The organism is Paraburkholderia sp. BCC1884 (assembly GCF_900996225.1).
Taxonomy (GTDB): Bacteria; Pseudomonadota; Gammaproteobacteria; order Burkholderiales; family Burkholderiaceae; genus Paraburkholderia.
Map to the genome: position 1 here is coordinate 79,510 of NZ_CAAJGL010000065.1, position 17,866 is coordinate 97,375.

Sequence of the window (17,866 nt, forward strand, 5' to 3'; positions counted from 1 at the left end):
GCGATTCGCGCAGCGGCTAGCGATGATGCAGAAGTGAATTTGATGAGCGATGCGGCGACAGAAACTGAAGTCGCGTCGCTCAGCGTGGTGGATCGGAAGTCAGCAGTTTGTAGTCAGCAGTCGGCAGCACCTAACGAAGCGCACGACACAGTGCGATCGAGCAAACGCTTCGATCGATGGGCCGATCAACGCAGCCGGCCGATGCATCGCTCGACATCGCATTGAACTTCATCTCGCTAGCACTGACGAACACGCAGACGCAGGCCACCGCGACGAGCGAAGCGAGACAGCAAGAAGCCATCGCAAGATGTTGCAGGCACGCTCCGCAATACAGATAGATAGAGCAGCGAAACGTCGCTTCGACACGCTGCTCTTCGAGCTCGCGAAGCACCTCGACGACACACGTTCAACACGCTTCACTTGAGGCGACACACACAGTCTGTTGAACAAAGTGTTGTATGAACGTAGCAACGCGAATCGAAAACAGGATTTTTCATCAGCGAACTCTTTTATCGCTCGTGAAAAGATGGTACAAACCGTTCTAAATTGATGGTGACATTTATGCTCAACTGGGATGACGAGATCACTGCCGTAACTCCCTCGAGCGGCGCGCAACAAGATGCGTTGCGCAACGCGGCGGGATCGGCTGTCGGTTCGCAAGTCGGAATGCGTTCCGCTCCTCATGCTCCCTCGGACCGAAACGTCTTTGCGTCTCAAGACGTTTTCGAAAGCGGCATCGCCGCTGCTCATGCTGCTGGAACGGCTGCCGTTTCGGAAGCGCGGGTCAACGTCGCCGACAAGCGCATCATCAACGGCCAGACCGACGTCAATCAGTTGGTGCCGTTCAAATACAAGTGGGCCTGGGAAAAGTATCTGGCTGGTTGCGCCAACCACTGGATGCCGCAAGAAGTGAACATGTCGCGTGACATCGCTCTCTGGAAAGACCCGAACGGGCTGACCGAAGACGAGCGCCGCATCGTCAAGCGCAACCTGGGCTTCTTCGTGACGGCCGATTCACTCGCCGCCAACAATATCGTGCTGGGCACCTACCGCCACATCACGGCGCCCGAATGCCGCCAGTTCCTGCTGCGCCAAGCGTTCGAAGAGGCGATCCACACGCACGCTTACCAGTACATCGTCGAATCGCTGGGCCTCGACGAAGGCGAAATCTTCAACGCGTATCACGAGGTCTCCTCGATCCGCGCGAAAGACGAATTCCTGATTCCGTACATCAACGTGCTGACCGATCCGGGCTTCAAGACCGGCACGCTCGAGACCGACCAGACGTTGCTGCGCTCGCTGATCGTGTTCGCCTGTGTGATGGAAGGCCTGTTCTTCTACGTCGGCTTTACGCAAATCCTGGCGCTGGGTCGCCAGAACAAGATGACCGGCGCGGCGGAACAGTACCAGTACATCCTGCGCGACGAGTCGATGCACTGCAACTTCGGCATCGACCTGATCAACCAGATCAAGCTCGAAAACCCGCAACTCTGGACGGCTGAGTTCCGCGCGGACATCCGCGAAATTTTCCAGCAAGCGGTCGAACTCGAATATCGTTACGCGGAAGACACGATGCCGCGCGGGGTCCTCGGCCTCAACGCGTCGATGTTCAAGAGCTATCTGCGCTTCATCTGCAACCGCCGTTGCCAGCAGATCGGTCTCGATCCGCTGTACCCGAACGAGGAAAACCCGTTCCCGTGGATGAGCGAGATGATCGACCTGAAGAAGGAACGCAACTTCTTCGAGACGCGAGTGATCGAATATCAGACTGGCGGCGCGCTGACCTGGGAGTAATCCGGGTTCGTGCTGCAGATGCATTCATCGATGGGGATGCCGTTGGCAGGGGCCGCGGCAATTTTGGTTAGGAGCAGAACCGCCTGATGCAAAGCTTGCCCGGTGCGCCGCGTGCCTTCGCGGCCCACAAACATGACTGGCACTTTGCGAACCCTTCAGTGGGATGGGCAAACTTCCCCCCGGAAAAAGCCGTTGGCGTGGTCGCCGGCGGTTCGATCAAGCAATTGCCGGCGTCGGGATTCGACGTCGACCATATCTGGCGCGCGGTGCCTCGTGGCACGGCGCGCCTTACCGCATTCATTAGCGTAAGCGCGCGGCACCTGCGTACGCCGATGAATAGCCCGCTTCGTAGCGCGCGCCCTGAGAAGCGTCCGCGGGAAGCGGGTTTTGACGAAGGGTGTAGTTTGAACTGACTCTCATCTGAAAACCTGAAGGAGAAAATGATGGCAACTGCAAAGAAAGCCGCCGCGAAGAAACCCGCAGCCAAGAAAGTTGTAGCCAAGAAGGCTGCGCCGGCAAAGAAGGCCGCTCCGGCGAAGAAAGTCGCTACCAAGAAAGTCGCAGTGAAGAAAGTTGCGGTGAAGAAGGTTGCAGCGAAGAAGGCAGCACCGGCTAAGAAGGTTGCAGCGAAGAAAGCTGCTCCGGCCAAGAAGGTTGCAGCCAAGAAAGTCGCAGTGAAGAAGGTTGCAGCAAAGAAGGTTGCAGCAAAGAAGGCAGCGCCGGCGAAGAAAGCAGCACCGGCCAAGAAAGCCGCAGTGAAGAAGGTTGCAGCAAAGAAGGCAGCACCGGCGAAGAAGGCTGCAGCGAAGAAAGCTGCACCGGCTAAGAAGGCTGCTGCCAAGAAGGCTGCGCCCGCGAAAAAGGCTGCTGCTAAAAAGGCTGCGCCCGCGAAAAAGGCTGCCGCTAAAAAGGCTGCGCCTGCCAAGAAGGCTGCGCCTGCCAAGAAGGCTGCTGCGAAGAAAGCCGCTGCTCCTGCCAAGAAGGCTGCCCCTGCGAAGAAGGCTGTCGCCAAGAAGGCTGCTCCGGCACCCGCTGCGACTTCTGTCTCGAGCGCACCGGCAGCGACGGTGAAGACCGCGTTGAACCCGGCAGCAGCATGGCCGTTCCCGACGGGCAGCCGTCCGTAAGCGGTAGAAGTACTTCGACACATCGCGCGATGTGTCCGATGATCGAGTAGCGCTTAAGGTAGCAAGTCGAGCGCTACTCGGTCAGGGTCCCGTTACCGGTTTTTCCGGTGACGGGATTTTTTTTGCCCTCGGCCGCCGTCGCTTCGGATCGTTCAAACAGACGGCAAGCCAGCGCAAAACGTACAGGCGAAAAAAAACGCATGCACAGGGGAGGGCATGCGTGTGAGGTCGCCGCGGCGGCCCATCGGGCTCAGCCGCGCGAGAGGGGAAAACTTTAGTGCGTGACGCGCGTGACGCCGCCGCTGGACAGCAACCGTACGCGCTCGCCGGCGCGGAAAATCTCGCCGGTGGCGCTTTGCGTGATCGCGCGCATGTCGCCGTTGTCGAGTCGGACGGTGATCTCGAGGCCGTCGTGTACCGCGACGCCGTTCTCGACCGCATTGCCGGCCACCGCACCCGCGAGACCGCCGATAATGCCCGTCACGATCGAACCACGACCCCCGCCGATCGCACTGCCGGCCACGGCGCCGAGTGCGCCGCCACCGATCGCGCCAAGGCCGCTTGGCTGGCCGTTGTTCGAGCTGATTTTCACCGCGCGTACGCTGTCTACCACGCCCATGCGGACGGTTTCTTCGCGTTGCGCTTGCGAGGCCGTGTAGACATCGGCGGAACTACTGTTATAGGCGCACCCCGACATGGCCAGTGAACCGGCGATCAAGGCGGCCACCATCAGGCGACTCGTTATTCTCATTCCCTAACTCCAATAGCTCCCGGTATTACGGCAGGTCGTATCCGAACGCCTGCTTGAACCGTTCGTTGATCTCAGCCCGTGTGGGCGTGTAGTTTTGCGGCCCTTGATGTTCGATCTTCAATGCGCCCATCAGGCTCGCGAGACGGCCGGTGGTCGACCAGCCGAGCTTGTTCTCGATGCCGTACAGCAGGCCGCCACGGAACGCGTCGCCGCAACCCGTAGGATCGAGCACTTGCTGTGCCTTCACCGCCGGAATCTCTTCGATGCCGCCCGCGTGATGGATCTGCGCACCGTGCTCGCCGAGCGTGACGATCAGCGCCTCGACCTTGCCGGCGATCTCTTCGATCGACCAGCCCGTCTTGTTGCTCACCAGCTTGGCTTCGTAATCGTTGACAGCTACGTAAGTGGCAAGTTCAATCATGCGACGCAGCGTTGGGCCGTCGAAGAGCGGTAAACCTTGACCTGGATCGAACACGAACGGCACGCCCGCAGCGGCCAGATGCTCGGAATGCTGGACCATGCCGTCGAAGCCGTCCGGCCCGACGATCGCGAGCGTGATGCCCTGCGCCTGATCGGCGCGGTTCAGATGCGACTGCATCATCGCGCCCGGATGGAAGGCGGCGATCTGGTTATTTTCCAGATCGGTGGTGATCATGGCCTGGGCCGAGTTCGTGTCCGGCACGATCAGCACGTTCTCGGTCGACAGACCGAGTTGCCTGAAACGATCCATGTAGAGCTGCGCGTCTGCCGAGCCGAGCGTGCCCATGATGCGCGCGTCGCCGCCCAGCAGATGCAACGAGTAAGCCATGTTGCCCGCGCAGCCGCCGAACTCGCGGCGCATGGTCGGCACGAGAAAGCTGACGTTCAGAATGTGGACCTGTTCCGGCAGGATGTGCTCCCGGAAGCGTCCTTCGAAAGTCATGATGTTGTCGTAGGCGAGCGAGCCGCAAATCAGCGTAGCCAAGGCGAGTGTTCCTTAAAAAACGATAGAGAAATAGCCGCGACGATGTGACAGCGCCGCGCATGAAGCGCGGCGCCGGGTGTCGTGCGCGCAGGTGTTACTTGAGCGCGGCGAGGGCTGCGTCGTAGTTCGGTTCGTTCTTGATTTCACCGACCAGCTCGGCGTGCACGACCTTGTCGTTCTCGTCGAGCACCACCACGGCGCGTGCCGTCAGGCCCGTCAGCGGGCCGCTCGTCACGTCGACGCCGTAGGCTTGCGCGAACTCGTGGCCACGGAACGTGGAGGCCGTGACGACGTTCTCGATGCCTTCGGTCGTGCAGAAGCGCGAAGCGGCAAACGGCAGATCGCCCGACACCACGATCACAGCGGTGTTGCTCAGCTTGGCGGCGGCTTCGTTGAATTTGCGGGTCGACGTCGCGCAGGTCGGCGTGTCGAGGCTCGGGACAATGTTCAGCACTTTGCGCTTGCCGGCGAAATCGGCGAGCGACAGCGACTTCAGGTCTTTGCCGACCAGCGAGAAGGCGGGCGCGTTCTGGCCCACCGACGGGAACGTGCCGGCTACGTCGATCGGGTTGCCACCCAGCGTGACTTGACTCATGTTGTTGTGCTCCGAAAATTCGTCAGTGATGACGGTAAGTGCACCCGGACGTGGCCGGGCGCGCGAGGATGCGTTACGGATAAAAAATCTGTACGCGGAAATTGGAGGCGACCGCCGTGCCGGTGTCGAGATGCACGATCATGGTCTGGGTCGAATGCGCCGGCAGACCCGCGGCGATCGGTGTGCCGGGTGCGACGTAGTCTTGCGGCCAGAGCACGCGGCGCACCGCCACGTTGTTCTGGTCGTCGAGCAAGGTGAGCTCGATAGCCGGATACGCGAGCGGCACGTTGTAGCGGTTGCGCAGCGGCATCTTCAATTCGAGCTTGTGCGGACCGTCGATCTGCCGCAGGTCCGAAGGTTCGACCTGCAAGCCGTCGATGTCGTGCGGCGGCGTGATGAGGCAGCCGAGCTGGGCACAGGCTTTCGCATAGAGCGTCTGCGTGCGGGGGAAGTACACCAGCACGGTTTCGCGTTGCCACCAGGCGAGTTGCGCGAGCAAGGCGACGATCAGCAGCACGGCCACGATCGACCCGACGATGATCCAGCCGATGCGCCGCGGTTCGGCGGGGCGCGTTTCTCGCACGACCGGGAACGGATCGACGCCGTCGTCGACGGGGCGTACCGAGAAGGGCTCGCCGCTGGAAGCGGTGGGGCCGGGCGGAATGGGGTGGGGGCTTGCCGCGTCGGCGAAGGCAGCGGCAGCAGCGGCCGTGCCGAAGCCGGCCGTCGAGGCCGCACCGGCCGCACTGGCGCTCCCGTCGGCACTTGTACCGGCGCCGCCGAAGTACGGCTCGTTGTCCGGAATACCGTGCGAGCTGCCAGGTTCAGGCAGCACCGGTTCGTCCAGAGGCGCGTCAGAGAGACGATCGGTTCTGTGCCAAACCCGTGGCGCTTCTTCGGCGGACGGTTCGGCCTCGTAGGCGAACGGTTCGAGCGGCGCGTCGGCGAGCACGGGCTCGTCGTCGCGCGGAACGGATGCATGGAAGGCGCTGGCGGGCAGCTCAGGCTCGGTCGCGTGGCGCGCGGTGGCCTGCGTCGTGAGCGGCACATTGCTGGCGTTGTGCAGCAGACGGTTGTCGATGGCGGCGTCCGCCGCCGGCGCCCACGGATCCCAGGCTTCTGCGCTGAAGTCGGGGCCTTTGGCGCGCACGCCGGAGAGGGCTTCTATCGCCGCAGCCGCAGCGACTGGTTTGGCGGTGGAAAAATCTCCGCCGTCGGTGATGTCGAACAGACTGCTCGACGCGTCGAATACTTCATGGCAATGCCCGCAGCGCACAAGGCCGCGACGCAGCGCGAGCTGCGCCGGTTGCAGACGAAAGACGGTTTCGCAAAAGGGGCAACGCGTCGCCAGGAGCATATTGAGCCGATGAGCCGAAAGGCCGTTGGTTGGACAATACGCCTTATTCTAATGGCTTTCGCGGCGCGTTCCCGACAGACATACCCAACCTTCGTGTTCGCGCCATACGCCGATGTCGATCCACTGTGCGTAGACCTGTGCGACTTCGTCGGCCTGGCGCGCCAGAATGCCGGACAACGCAATCCGCCCACCCGGCTTGACCTTCGAGGCCAGCATCGACGCCATCAGCTTGAGCGGGTTGGACAGGATGTTGGCGACCACGATATCGAACTCGCCGGTGGGGCATTCGTCGGGCAAACCGTACGTGACTTCCGCGCGGTTGCGCTCGCTGTTGTGACGGGCCGACTCGACTGCTTGCGGATCGATGTCGATGCCGTAGACCGGATTGGCGCCGCACTTCTTTGCGAGGATCGCGAGGATGCCGGAGCCGCAGCCGTAGTCGAGTACCGATTGCTCAGGCTCGACCGACTGCTCCAGCCATTCCATGCACAAACGCGTGGTGGGATGGCTGCCGGTGCCGAAGGCGAGACCCGGATCGAGTTCCAGCACGAGTGCTTCGGGGTCCGGTGCATCGTGCCACGACGGCACGACCCAGATGCGCTCGCCGATCTTGATCGGGTCGAACTGCGACTGCGTGAGCCGCACCCAATCCTGATCTTCGACTTCCCGCACCGTGAATGAAGGGGCGCGTTCCAGCCCGACTTCATTCGCCGCAGCGGCCGACAGCACCGCCGGGTCATGTTCCGGCGCGAGCAACGCGATCACGCGCGAACGTTGCCACGCGCTGCGATCCGGCGTGAGACCGGGCTCGCCGAACAGCGGCTGTTCGTCGGGCGTGTCGGCGTCCGCATCTTCGACCGAGACGGACAACGCACCCAACTCGAGCAACGCGTCGGAGAATTCCTCGGCGTGCTCGCGTGCCAGCTCGGCGATCAGTTCCCGGTAGCTCATGACTTACGCTTCTTCCGGCGCGGCCTGCAGCTTCGCGGCCAACCGGTTTTCGAGGTAGTGAATGCTGGTGCCGCCTTCGACGAACTTCGCGTCCAGCATCAGTTCGCGGTGCAACGGGATGTTGGTCTGAATGCCTTCCACCACCATTTCCGACAGCGCGATACGCATCCGCTTGATCGCCTGTTCGCGCGTCGCGCCGTAAGCGATCAGCTTGCCGATCATCGAATCATAGTTCGGCGGGACGAAATAGCCATTGTAGGCGTGCGAATCGACGCGGATGCCAGGGCCGCCCGGCATGTGCCACGAGGTCAAACGACCCGGCGACGGCGTGAACTTGAACGGATCTTCGGCGTTGATCCGGCATTCGATCGCATGACCCTTGAACACGATGTCGCGCTGACGGAACGCCAGCTTCTCGCCCGCGGCGATACGGATCTGTTCCTGAACGATGTCGACGCCCGTGATCAGCTCGGTCACCGGATGCTCGACCTGCACGCGCGTGTTCATTTCGATGAAATAGAACTCGCCGTTTTCGTACAGGAACTCGAACGTACCCGCGCCAAGGTAGCCCATCTTCTTGCAGGCGTCCGCACAACGATCGCCGATGCGGTCGATCAGGCGGCGCGCGATACCCGGCGCCGGCGCCTCTTCGATCACCTTCTGGTGACGTCGTTGCATCGAGCAGTCGCGCTCGCCCAGCCAGACGGCGTTCTTGAACGAGTCGGCGAGAATCTGAATTTCGATGTGCCGCGGGTTCTCAAGGAATTTCTCCATGTAGACCTGCGGGTTACCGAAGGCGCGGCCGGCTTCTTCACGCGTCATGATGACCGCATTGACCAGTGCCGCTTCCGTATGGACCACGCGCATGCCGCGGCCACCGCCGCCGCCGGCGGCCTTGATGATGACCGGATAGCCGACCTGGCGGGCAATCTTCACGATCTCTTTCGGATCGTCCGGCAGCGCGCCTTCCGAGCCCGGCACGCACGGCACGCCGGTCTTGATCATGGTCTGCTTGGCCGTGACCTTGTCGCCCATCATGCGGATGGTTTCCGGACGCGGGCCGATGAAGGTGAAGCCGGATTGTTCGACGCGTTCGGCGAAGTCGGCGTTTTCCGACAGGAAGCCGTAGCCGGGGTGAATCGCTTCGGCGTCGGTGACTTCTGCCGCGCTGATCAGCGCCGGCATGTTCAGGTAGCTCAGATTCGAAGGCGCCGGGCCGATACAGACCGCCTCGTCGGCGAGCTTCACGTACTTGGCTTCCTTGTCGGCTTCCGAATAGACGACGACCGTCTTGACGCCGAGTTCGCGGCAGGCGCGCTGGATACGGAGCGCGATCTCGCCACGATTGGCAATGAGAATTTTTTCAAACATAGCGGGTTTTCGACTCATCAATGGGCGCCGCGTTGTTCACAACGCCGGCTGCCTCAGAGGATCGGCCGCGCGCCCTGGCAGGACAGGCGCGCGGGCGGCAGGCGCAAAAAAAGCGCAAAGCGTGCCGCGTTAGCCGACCAGGAACAGCGGTTGGCCGTACTCGACCGCCTGACCGTTTTCGACGAGGATTTCCTTCACCACGCCGGACTTGTCCGACTCGATTTCGTTGAGCAGCTTCATCGCTTCGATGATGCAGATCGTCTGGCCTTCCTTGACCGTGTCGCCCACCTGCACGAACGGCTCCGCACCCGGCGACGGCGCGCGGTAGAAGGTGCCGACCATCGGCGAAGTCACCACGTGGCCTTGCGGCGCGGCGGCGGCCGGCGTAGCCGGAGCGCCCGCAGCGGCTGCGGCCGGTGCCTCACCGCCCGGGAACATCGGCGGCTGCGCGTATTGCGGCGCGTAGGAGGCGGACGGTTGCACGTAAACCGGCGGCGCATTCTTGACGATGCGAACCTTGCCTTCGCCCTCGGTCACTTCGAGTTCGGAAATACCGGACTCGGAGACGAGGTCGATCAGAGTTTTCAGTTTACGTAGATCCATCAGAAGCCCCTTTCAATGCGTAAAGTGCCGGTGCATACGCAGCCGGCGCAAATTAGACGTGTTTGGAATCAGCCGCGCGACGAACCGGCGGACAGCCGGTCGAGCGCGAATTCGAGCGCGTATAGATAACCCTTCCAGCCGAGGCCGCAAATCACGCCTTCGGCCTGGTCGGAGAAATACGAGTGATGCCGGAACGGTTCGCGACGATGCACGTTCGACAGATGAATCTCGACGAACGGGATGCCGACCCCCGCCAGTGCGTCCCGAATGGCCACGCTGGTGTGCGTGTACGCGGCGGGATTGATCAGTATGAAATCGGTTTGCTCGGTCCGGGCAGATTGGATGCGGTCCACCAGAGCGCCTTCGTGATTGCTCTGGAACGACGCGAGTTCGACGCCTGCGTCCGCTGCGCGGTCCGCCAGCGCCTGATCGATCTGCGGCAAGGTCACACGACCGTAGACCTCGGGTTCCCGGGTGCCGAGAAGATTGAGGTTGGGTCCGTGCAGTACCAGCAGTCGCGTCATGGTCGCTTCTTTTTCCGTGGAATTGGGCGCACTTTAGCGCTGATTAGAGAAACTTGTCTAGTTTCCCGCGCGTACCGTGCGATGTCGGCGGCGTTTTGCCGCCGCACCGGGCGCCCATCTTCTCTCAAATTTAGGCGAATTGCGCGTAATTTTCCGCGTTCAGCCGGTATTTGAACGTCAAAAGAATGTCAGATTTAAAGTGCGTCGAGCGTCTGTTTCAGCGCCGCCGGATCGATTTGGCCTAATTTTGTCGAGCGAACGTTGCCTTTAGCGTCAATTACAACCGTAAAAGGCAGGCCGCCCGCGTTATTGCCGAAGGCGCGCGCGAGGTCGGCGCCACCAAATCCGGTGATATAGACCGGGTAAGCCACTTTGACCTTCTGCAGGAAGGTCTGGACGTTTTTCTCCGAATCCACGCCAAGTCCGACGAATTGGATGCCTTTCTTCGCGTATTCGCGCTGGAGTTGCGAGAGCGCGGGCATTTCCTCGACGCAGGGGCCGCACCAGGACGCCCAGAAGTTGACGACGATTGGGTGTCCTTTGAGCAAGCTTAGCGATTGCGGCTTGCCGTCGACCGAGGTCACGGGGGCAGTCCACAACTGGCTGACCGCGCTCTGGGTCGGCGCCGGTTGGGCGGCTTGCGCGACTTCCGCGTTGCTGCCGGTTAGCCATTGGCTGGCCAGTACTCCGCCACCTGCTGCGACAATCGCGACGACCGCGCCCGCCAGAATCCGTCTCGTGTTCATGTTGGTCTGTCTAATTAGTGGAGGGGGTGACTTCGCTGCTGTCGAGCAGCGTCTGAACCGCTTGCAGGTTGGCGCGAGCCGTGCGGCCGCGCGCGTCGGCCCGGACTGCGCCGCGCAGGTCGTCGGTTTCGTACAGGGCGACGTGCACGCCGGCGGGCTCGGCATCGGGCCCTTCCCTGGTCGGGCGCCACAAAAAGCTCAAAGTTTCGACGTAGCCGCGGCCGGCGAAATGGCGCGTTTCCGAAACGTCGTACTGAATATTCGCGTTCAGGAAGTAGATGGCGACTTCCTTGGGGTTGTCGCAGAAGACCTGAAGGTGAATGTCCGAGTGCTCGCCTGCCGTGCCGCCGAGCACCGCGCCGGTCAGATAAGGATTGAACGCCGCGAGCCGCTCCATCCAGTCGATCGCGATGCGGCGCAGCCGGCGCAATAGCAGCGGCTGGCTGTCGCCCTGAAAAAGCGACTGATATTCGCGGATTTCCTCTTCGATCTGGTCGTTATCCGGCAGCCATTCACCCGCCACACGGCTTTCCCCCACCACCTGCCGGGCCGCTTTGCGCTTGGCCGTGGCGTAGTCCAGACCGTCTTCGGCGATCATCCTCGCAGCTGCCATGGCAATTTCTTCGCGCACGCGCTGGGGATCGAAATGTGATTTGCGAACCATCTCTCAATCATACTAGAGATTGATGACACGACTTTCCGGCGGCTCGCGCCGGGCCTCGGCGGTGGCGGGGCGGGTGGCCGTTTCATAGGGCGATCGGGAGGCGTCGGTTACAATAGCGTCCTTTGCAGACGGTCGTTTCGGCCGCTCTTCTGCGCTTCCATCCCTCGCAAAATACGCCCGCGCGGCACGACAGGCTTATGCACATCCACATCCTCGGCATCTGCGGCACGTTCATGGGCGGTCTCGCGGTCCTCGCGCGCGGCGCGGGTCATACCGTGACGGGCTGCGACGCCGGCGTCTATCCGCCGATGAGCACCCAGCTCGAGGCGCAAGGCATTCGTCTGATCGAAGGCTACGACGCGGACCAGCTGAACGGCCTGAACGCGGATCTGTTCGTGATCGGCAACGTGGTATCGCGCGGCAACCCGCTGATGGAAGCGATTCTCGATCGCGGCCTGCCTTACACGTCAGGTCCGCAATGGCTCGGCGAACACGTGCTGAACGGCAAGTGGGTGCTGGCGGTGGCCGGCACGCACGGCAAGACGACCACGAGCTCCATGCTGACGTGGCTGCTCGAAGACGCCGGCCTCAATCCGGGCTTTCTGATCGGCGGCGTGCCGTTGAATTTCGGCGTCTCGGCGCGGCTCACGGATTCGAGCTTTTTCGTGATCGAAGCCGATGAGTACGACACGGCCTTCTTCGACAAGCGTTCGAAATTCGTCCACTACCGGCCCAAAACGGCGGTGCTGAACAATCTCGAATTCGATCACGCCGACATCTTCTCGGATCTGGCGGCGATCGAAACGCAGTTCCATCATTTGATCCGCACGGTGCCGGGCATCGGCCGGATCGTGTCGAACGGCCGTGAAGATGCGCTGGAGCGTGTGCTCACGCGCGGCTGCTGGAGTGAAGTCGAGCGTTTTGGCGTGCAAGGCGGCTGGGAAACCCTGCCGGCGGAAGAAGGCGTGCCGGTCGACGAGCGTTTCGCCGTCTATCACAACAGCGTGCGCGTCGGCGTGGTCGACTGGCAGGTGCAGGGCGAGCACAACCGCATGAACGCGCTGGCCGCGATCGCCGCCGCGCGCCATGTCGGCGTGCCGCCGGCGCAGGCCGCACATTCGCTGGCGAGCTTCCGTAACGTGAAGCGCCGTATGGAAGTGCGTGGCAGTGTCGACGGCGTGACCGTGTACGACGACTTCGCGCACCATCCCACCGCGATCGACACGACCGTGGCCGGGCTGCGCGCGCGCGTCGGCCGAGACAACACGCGGATTCTCGCGGTGCTGGAACCGCGCTCGAACACGATGAAGCTCGGCGTGATGAAGGCGCAACTTCCCGCCAGTCTCGCCGACGCCGACCTGGTGTTCGGCTACGGTGCGCCTACCGGTCGAGACGCCCTCGGCTGGAACCTCGGCGAAGCGCTCGCGCCGCTCGGCGGGAAGGCACAGGCCTTCGACAATCTCGACGCGCTGGTCAAAGCCGTGGTCCACGCGGCGCGCCCCGGCGACCAGATTCTGGTGATGAGCAACGGTGGCTTCGGCGGCGTGCATCAGAAGCTGCTCGACGCCCTTTCCGCGCGGGGCACCTCGTGATTCTCTATCTGCACGGTTTCCGCTCGTCGCCCAATTCTTTCAAGGCGCGCGTGCTGGCGGCGCGTCTGGTCGAACTGGGTCGCAGTGACGAATGGTGCTGTCCAATGCTGCCCGTTTCGCCGTATGAAACCGTGGCGCTCGCCGAATCGCTGGTGGCCGCGGCGGGGTCGCGGCGCGTGACGGTGATCGGCAGTTCGCTCGGCGGTTACTTCGCCACGTATCTGGCCGAAAAGCACGGCTGGCCGGCTGTGCTGCTGAACCCGGCGGTCGTCCCGCAGCGCGACCTGAGCGCCTATCTTGGCGAGCAGCCTTTGTGGCACGGCGGCGGCAGCATCGTCGTCGAACCGCATCATCTGGACGAGTTGCGCGCGCTCGGCGTGGCGTCGATCACGCGGCCCGAACGCTATTATTTGATGGCCGCCACCGGCGACGAAGTGCTCGACTACCGCGAAATGCTTGCGCACTATCCCGGCGCACGCACTACGCTGATCGAAGGGAGCGACCACGCCATCAGCGAGTTCGCGCAATACGTCGACGACGTGCTGGCCTTTTGCGACGCGGAAGACATCGAGCCGCCGGCGCCGCGCGAAGCGGCCTGAGACCGCGCGGTCCAGCGCCAGCAGCGCGGGCGTTTGCCGCATTGCAGTTTTAAGCAGATTCAACCCAGATTCAACCCGCCGGCGCACCTGTATCGCGCGGCGGATCCACTACCACGAACACGTTGCCGCGCCGCGCACGCAGTGACCGATTGCAGAACGGAATCGGACGCGCCGGCAGATGCAAGTCAGAACGAGAGTATTGAGTGAACGTTTTCTTCGAGGAATCGGGCAGTTTCAAGGCGGGCAGCGTGCTGTCGCGCCAGGGCGATGCTTTTCAGGTCGAACTGCCGGGCGGCCGGCGCGCCAAGGTGCGCGCCAAAGACGTGCTGATCGAATTCGAAAAGCCGAGCGCCGGCGAGTTGATGCAACAGGCGGACACCGCCGCGCAGGACATCGATCTGGACTTCCTGTGGGAATGCGCGCCTGAGGACGAATTCCCGTTTGCCACGCTGGGCGCGGACTACTTCGGCGATCGCTTCGGCGCCGTCGAGCGTGCCGCGCTGGTGCTGCGCATGCACGGTGCGCCGGTGTACTTCCGCCGTAAAGGCCGCGGCATGTATCAGCGTGCACCGCAGGAGCAACTGAAGATGGCGCTGGCCGGCCTCGAGCGCAAGCGTCAGCAGGCGCTGGTGCAGGCGGGCTACGAAGAAGAACTGAAGGCGGGCCGTCTGCCGGACGGCTTCACCGGCAGCAAGGCGCTGGGCCTGCTCACCAAGCCCGACAAGAACACGATCGAGTACAAAGCGCTCGAAGCCGCGGCGGCGGCGCGCGGTATTTCGCAAGCGCGTCTGATGCTCGACAACGGCGCGATTCCGTCGGCGCGCGCGCTGCACGAGGCGAAATTCCTCTCCGAATTCTTTCCGCATGGGACGGGCTTTCCGCCGGTCACCGTCGGAACGTTGCCGGAAGATCTGCCGGAAGCCAACGTACAGGCGTTCTCGATCGACGACATCACCACCACCGAAATCGACGATGCCTTCTCCGTCGAGCATCTGGCCGACGGCCGCGTGCGGATCGGCGTGCACATTGCCGCGCCGGCGCTCGGTATCGTGCGGGGCGACGAGGTCGACGAAATTGCGCGCACGCGTCTGTCCACGGTCTACATGCCGGGCGACAAGATCACCATGCTGCCCGACAGCGTCGTCGAGGCATTCACGCTGGCCGAAGGCGGCTTGCGTCCGGCGCTCTCGCTGTATGTGATCATCAATCGCGAGACACAGGAAATCGTCGCGAGCGAAACGCGCGCCGAACGCGTGTTCGTGAAGAACAATCTGCGTCACAACACGCTCGACGAACTCGTCACCGAAGAGGCGCTCGCCGCCGGCACGGGCGAGTATCCGCACAAGGACGACATCGCCGTGCTGTGGCCGTTCGCGCAGGCGCTGTTCGAAAAGCGCCAGACGGCGCGCGCCGGTTACGGCTTGCGCCGCGAAGTGCAGCGCAATACGGACTTCAACTTCTACGTGGAAGGCGAGCACATCAAGATCACGCCGCGCCGACGCGGTTCGCCGCTCGACACGATCGTCGCGGAGCTGGCGATTCTCGCGAATTCGTCGTGGGGCGCGTTCCTGCACGACCATGGCGTGCCGGGCATTTACCGCACGCAGCGCGCGTTCGGAGCGCCGACCGGCCCGAAGCGCACGCGCATGCAGACCAACGCTGCGCCGCACGAAGGCCTGGGCGTCACGCAATACGCGTGGAGCACGTCGCCGCTGCGTCGTTATGTCGACCTGGTGAATCAGTGGCAATTGATCGCGTGCGTGCAGCATGGCGTGACCGCCAAACTGGCCGCGCCGTTCAAGCCGAAGGACGCCGATCTGTTCGCCGTCGTGCAGGGCTTCGACGATACGTACACCGCGTACGCCGATCACCAGCGCCGCATGGAGTACTTCTGGTGTCTGCGCTGGCTGAAGCAGGAGAACCGCAAGCAGGTGGTGGCGTCGGTGGTGAAGGGCGACCTGGTGCGCCTCGAAGAGATTCCGCTGCTGCTGCACGTGCCGGGCCTTGGCGTGCACGCACGCGGCACGCGCCTGCAGATGGAAGTGATGTCGATCGACGAACTGACCGTCGAAGCATCCGTGCGCTTGCTGCACGTGCTCGACGCGCCGGCTGTGACGAGCGGCAGTGAGACCGAGGAAGCCGACGAGGCCGACGAAAGCGAAGAAGAAATCATCGATACGCCGGACGAAAGCGCCGAAGGCGAAGCCGAGGCGCAGGCCGAAGCCGACCTGGACGGCACTGAAACAACCGTCGAAGGCGACGCCGACGCCGACACGAGCGACGGCACGGATTTGAACGACGCCCCCGCTGACCGGCACATCGCGGAGCCGGGACGATGAGCGGACTGGATTCGCGCGATCGTTACGCGGTGATCGGCAATCCGGTCGGTCATAGCAAATCGCCGTTCATCCACGGCCGCTTCGCCGCGCAGACCGGTGAGCCAGTCGAATACGGCCACTTGCTGGCCCCGGTGGACGCGTTCGTGCCGCACGTGCGCGCGTTTATCGAAGCGGGTGGACGCGGCATGAACGTGACCGTGCCGTTCAAGCTCGACGCGCATGCATTCGCCGACACCTTGTCGCCGCGCGCAGCAGCTGCCGGCGCAGTGAACACGCTGCGTTTCGACGCAAACGGCGTCTACGGCGATAACACGGACGGCTTTGGTCTCGTGCGCGACATCGAAGTGAATCTCGGCATGTCGCTCAAGGGCGCCCGCATTCTGTTGCTGGGCGCAGGCGGTGCCGCGCGTGGGGTCGTGCTGCCGATCCTGGATCGTGCGCCGCATACGCTGACCATCGTCAATCGCACGGCTGCGAAGGCGGAGGAACTGGTCGTTCAGTTCGCGCAGGCCGCGCGCGACGCCGCGTGTCAACTGAGCGGCGGGAGCGCGAAAACGATCGAAGGCGGCGCTTATGACGTGATCGTCAACGCGACGGCGGGCAGTCTCGATGCATCGTTGCCTGAGTGTGACGACCGCGCGTTCGGCAATGGCACGTTGGCGTACGACATGATGTACGGCGCGCATCCCACGGTGTTCATGGAACACGCCGCGAAGCTCGGGGCGCGCGGCGCCGATGGTCTGGGCATGCTGGTCGAGCAGGCGGCCGAATCGTTTTACGTGTGGCGCGGCGTGCGGCCGGATGGCGCGCCGGTGCTGGCGGAATTGCGTGCGTTGCTGACGGCGCCGTCGCACGCCTGAGGCGGCGTCGGCGATATTTTTTGCGACACTCTCCGACTCGAGAACTGGGAGCACGATGACAGCAACGCGGCGTGTGAGCCGGCCCGGTCCGGTTCGATGGATGTTCTATCTGGGTGCCGTGCTGGCGATTGCGTGGCTCGTGACGCAGGCATTTTATTTTGCGCAGATTGCGGTGTGGAATTACGTCAATCCGCAGTCGACGGCTTTTATGCGGTCGGATGCGTGGCGGTTGTCGCAGGATCGACCGGATTTGTCGGTGCAGCATACGTGGGTGCCGTATGACCAGATTTCACGGAATTTGAAGCGGGCGATTATTGCGTCCGAGGATGCTAACTTCGTCAATAACAACGGGTATGAGACGGATGCGATTTTGCAGGCTTGGGAGCGGAATAAAGCCAAGGGCAAGATCGTGCGCGGCGGGTCGACGATTACTCAGCAACTGGCGCGGAATCTGTTTTTGTCGCGGGAGAAGAGTTATATCCGCAAGGGGCAGGAGCTCATTATTACGTGGATGATCGAGACCTTGATGGATAAGGAACGGATCTTTGAGATTTATCTCAACTCCGTTGAGTGGGGGAATGGGGTTTATGGGGCTGAGGCGGCGGCTCATTATTACTATAAGACCTCGGCGAGTAAGTTGACTGCTGCGCAGTCGGCCCGGTTGGCGGTTATGCTGCCGCAGCCTAAGTATTTTGATGAGCATCGCGGGTCGCAGTATCTGGCGCAAAGGTCGCGGGTTATTGCTCGCAGAATGGGGGCGGCTGAGTTGCCCGATTGATGGTTGGGTTGCTTGTGCGGAGGATTGGTGTTGTTGTTGTTGTTGTTGTGTTGGCCTTTCCTTGAGGTCACGGTGGTCTATTAGTGTTGCCCCTGTGCGGGGCGGCACTCACTTTCTTTGCCGCCGTGTATGGACTCGGGACATGGGTAACACCCGTAACGGGACATGGGTAACACATTTATCCGGTCATTCCGTCATGTTCATGTCGATGGTGTGGAAGTGATGATGGGCGATGTAAAGGTCGTAGCAGT

Annotated in this window: 18 protein-coding genes; 8 read left to right on the forward strand and 10 right to left on the reverse strand. The window is 62.6% G+C overall.

Annotated features, from left to right (window positions below):
* Positions 1–561: 561 nt before the first annotated feature.
* From FQ705_RS06080 to FQ705_RS06090, 3 genes are all read left to right on the forward strand, one after another.
* Positions 562–1,794 (forward strand): ribonucleotide-diphosphate reductase subunit beta, encoded by a 1,233-nt coding sequence (locus tag FQ705_RS06080; RefSeq protein ID WP_144138507.1) that lies wholly within the window; start codon positions 562–564, stop codon positions 1,792–1,794.
* Between the two features lie 86 nt (positions 1,795–1,880).
* Positions 1,881–2,207, forward strand: coding sequence for a hypothetical protein (locus FQ705_RS06085; protein WP_144138508.1), 327 nt, complete (start codon positions 1,881–1,883; stop codon positions 2,205–2,207).
* A 30-nt stretch (positions 2,208–2,237) separates the two neighbouring features.
* Entirely contained in the window at positions 2,238–2,921 is a 684-nt protein-coding gene (locus FQ705_RS06090) for a histone H1-like DNA-binding protein (RefSeq protein WP_144138524.1), read from the forward strand.
* A 274-nt stretch (positions 2,922–3,195) separates the two neighbouring features.
* Here the strand turns inward: FQ705_RS06090 and FQ705_RS06095 are convergent, their stop codons facing one another.
* The 10 genes from FQ705_RS06095 to FQ705_RS06140 form a co-directional block, all read right to left on the reverse strand.
* Positions 3,196–3,672 (reverse strand): glycine zipper 2TM domain-containing protein, encoded by a 477-nt coding sequence (locus FQ705_RS06095; RefSeq protein ID WP_144138509.1) that lies wholly within the window; start codon positions 3,670–3,672, stop codon positions 3,196–3,198.
* Between the two features lie 25 nt (positions 3,673–3,697).
* A complete protein-coding gene (locus tag FQ705_RS06100; protein WP_144138510.1) occupies positions 3,698–4,636 on the reverse strand; it encodes a carbohydrate kinase family protein in 939 nt (312 codons plus the stop codon).
* A gap of 94 nt (positions 4,637–4,730) precedes the next feature.
* Positions 4,731–5,231: a thiol peroxidase gene (gene tpx / locus FQ705_RS06105; protein ID WP_144138511.1), complete on the reverse strand. Its 501-nt coding sequence runs from the start codon at positions 5,229–5,231 to the stop codon at positions 4,731–4,733.
* Positions 5,232–5,304: 73 nt separating this feature from the next.
* Positions 5,305–6,588, reverse strand: a complete 1,284-nt coding sequence (locus FQ705_RS06110) for a zinc-ribbon and DUF3426 domain-containing protein (protein ID WP_144138512.1) — start codon at positions 6,586–6,588, stop codon at positions 5,305–5,307.
* Positions 6,589–6,636: 48 nt separating this feature from the next.
* Positions 6,637–7,539 (reverse strand): 50S ribosomal protein L11 methyltransferase, encoded by a 903-nt coding sequence (gene prmA / locus FQ705_RS06115; protein WP_144138513.1) that lies wholly within the window; start codon positions 7,537–7,539, stop codon positions 6,637–6,639.
* A gap of 3 nt (positions 7,540–7,542) precedes the next feature.
* A complete protein-coding gene (accC, locus tag FQ705_RS06120) occupies positions 7,543–8,910 on the reverse strand; it encodes an acetyl-CoA carboxylase biotin carboxylase subunit (RefSeq protein ID WP_144138514.1) in 1,368 nt (455 codons plus the stop codon).
* Positions 8,911–9,039: 129 nt separating this feature from the next.
* Positions 9,040–9,513, reverse strand: coding sequence for an acetyl-CoA carboxylase biotin carboxyl carrier protein (gene accB, locus FQ705_RS06125; RefSeq protein ID WP_144138515.1), 474 nt, complete (start codon positions 9,511–9,513; stop codon positions 9,040–9,042).
* Positions 9,514–9,581: 68 nt separating this feature from the next.
* Entirely contained in the window at positions 9,582–10,037 is a 456-nt protein-coding gene (aroQ, locus tag FQ705_RS06130; RefSeq protein WP_012434378.1) for a type II 3-dehydroquinate dehydratase, read from the reverse strand.
* A gap of 194 nt (positions 10,038–10,231) precedes the next feature.
* Positions 10,232–10,783, reverse strand: a complete 552-nt coding sequence (locus tag FQ705_RS06135; protein ID WP_144138516.1) for a TlpA family protein disulfide reductase — start codon at positions 10,781–10,783, stop codon at positions 10,232–10,234.
* Positions 10,784–10,793: 10 nt separating this feature from the next.
* Positions 10,794–11,447: a UDP-N-acetylmuramate--alanine ligase gene (locus tag FQ705_RS06140; protein ID WP_144138517.1), complete on the reverse strand. Its 654-nt coding sequence runs from the start codon at positions 11,445–11,447 to the stop codon at positions 10,794–10,796.
* Positions 11,448–11,644: 197 nt separating this feature from the next.
* Here FQ705_RS06140 and mpl point away from each other — a divergent pair, with 197 nt between their 5' ends.
* From mpl to mtgA, 5 genes are all read left to right on the forward strand, one after another.
* A complete protein-coding gene (gene mpl / locus FQ705_RS06145) occupies positions 11,645–13,039 on the forward strand; it encodes a UDP-N-acetylmuramate:L-alanyl-gamma-D-glutamyl-meso-diaminopimelate ligase (protein ID WP_144138518.1) in 1,395 nt (464 codons plus the stop codon).
* Positions 13,036–13,638 carry a YqiA/YcfP family alpha/beta fold hydrolase gene (locus FQ705_RS06150; protein ID WP_144138519.1) on the forward strand — a complete coding sequence of 201 codons (603 nt, stop codon included), beginning with the start codon at positions 13,036–13,038 and terminating at the stop codon, positions 13,636–13,638. Before mpl ends, FQ705_RS06150 begins: the two co-directional genes overlap by 4 nt.
* A gap of 203 nt (positions 13,639–13,841) precedes the next feature.
* The gene (locus FQ705_RS06155) at positions 13,842–15,977 is read left to right on the forward strand and encodes a ribonuclease catalytic domain-containing protein (RefSeq protein WP_144138520.1); all 2,136 of its coding nucleotides are present in this window, start codon (positions 13,842–13,844) and stop codon (positions 15,975–15,977) included.
* Positions 15,974–16,837, forward strand: a complete 864-nt coding sequence (gene aroE / locus FQ705_RS06160; protein WP_144138521.1) for a shikimate dehydrogenase — start codon at positions 15,974–15,976, stop codon at positions 16,835–16,837. Before FQ705_RS06155 ends, aroE begins: the two co-directional genes overlap by 4 nt.
* Before the next feature lie 55 nt (positions 16,838–16,892).
* A complete protein-coding gene (gene mtgA / locus FQ705_RS06165; protein WP_144138522.1) occupies positions 16,893–17,615 on the forward strand; it encodes a monofunctional biosynthetic peptidoglycan transglycosylase in 723 nt (240 codons plus the stop codon).
* Positions 17,616–17,866: the final 251 nt, after the last annotated feature.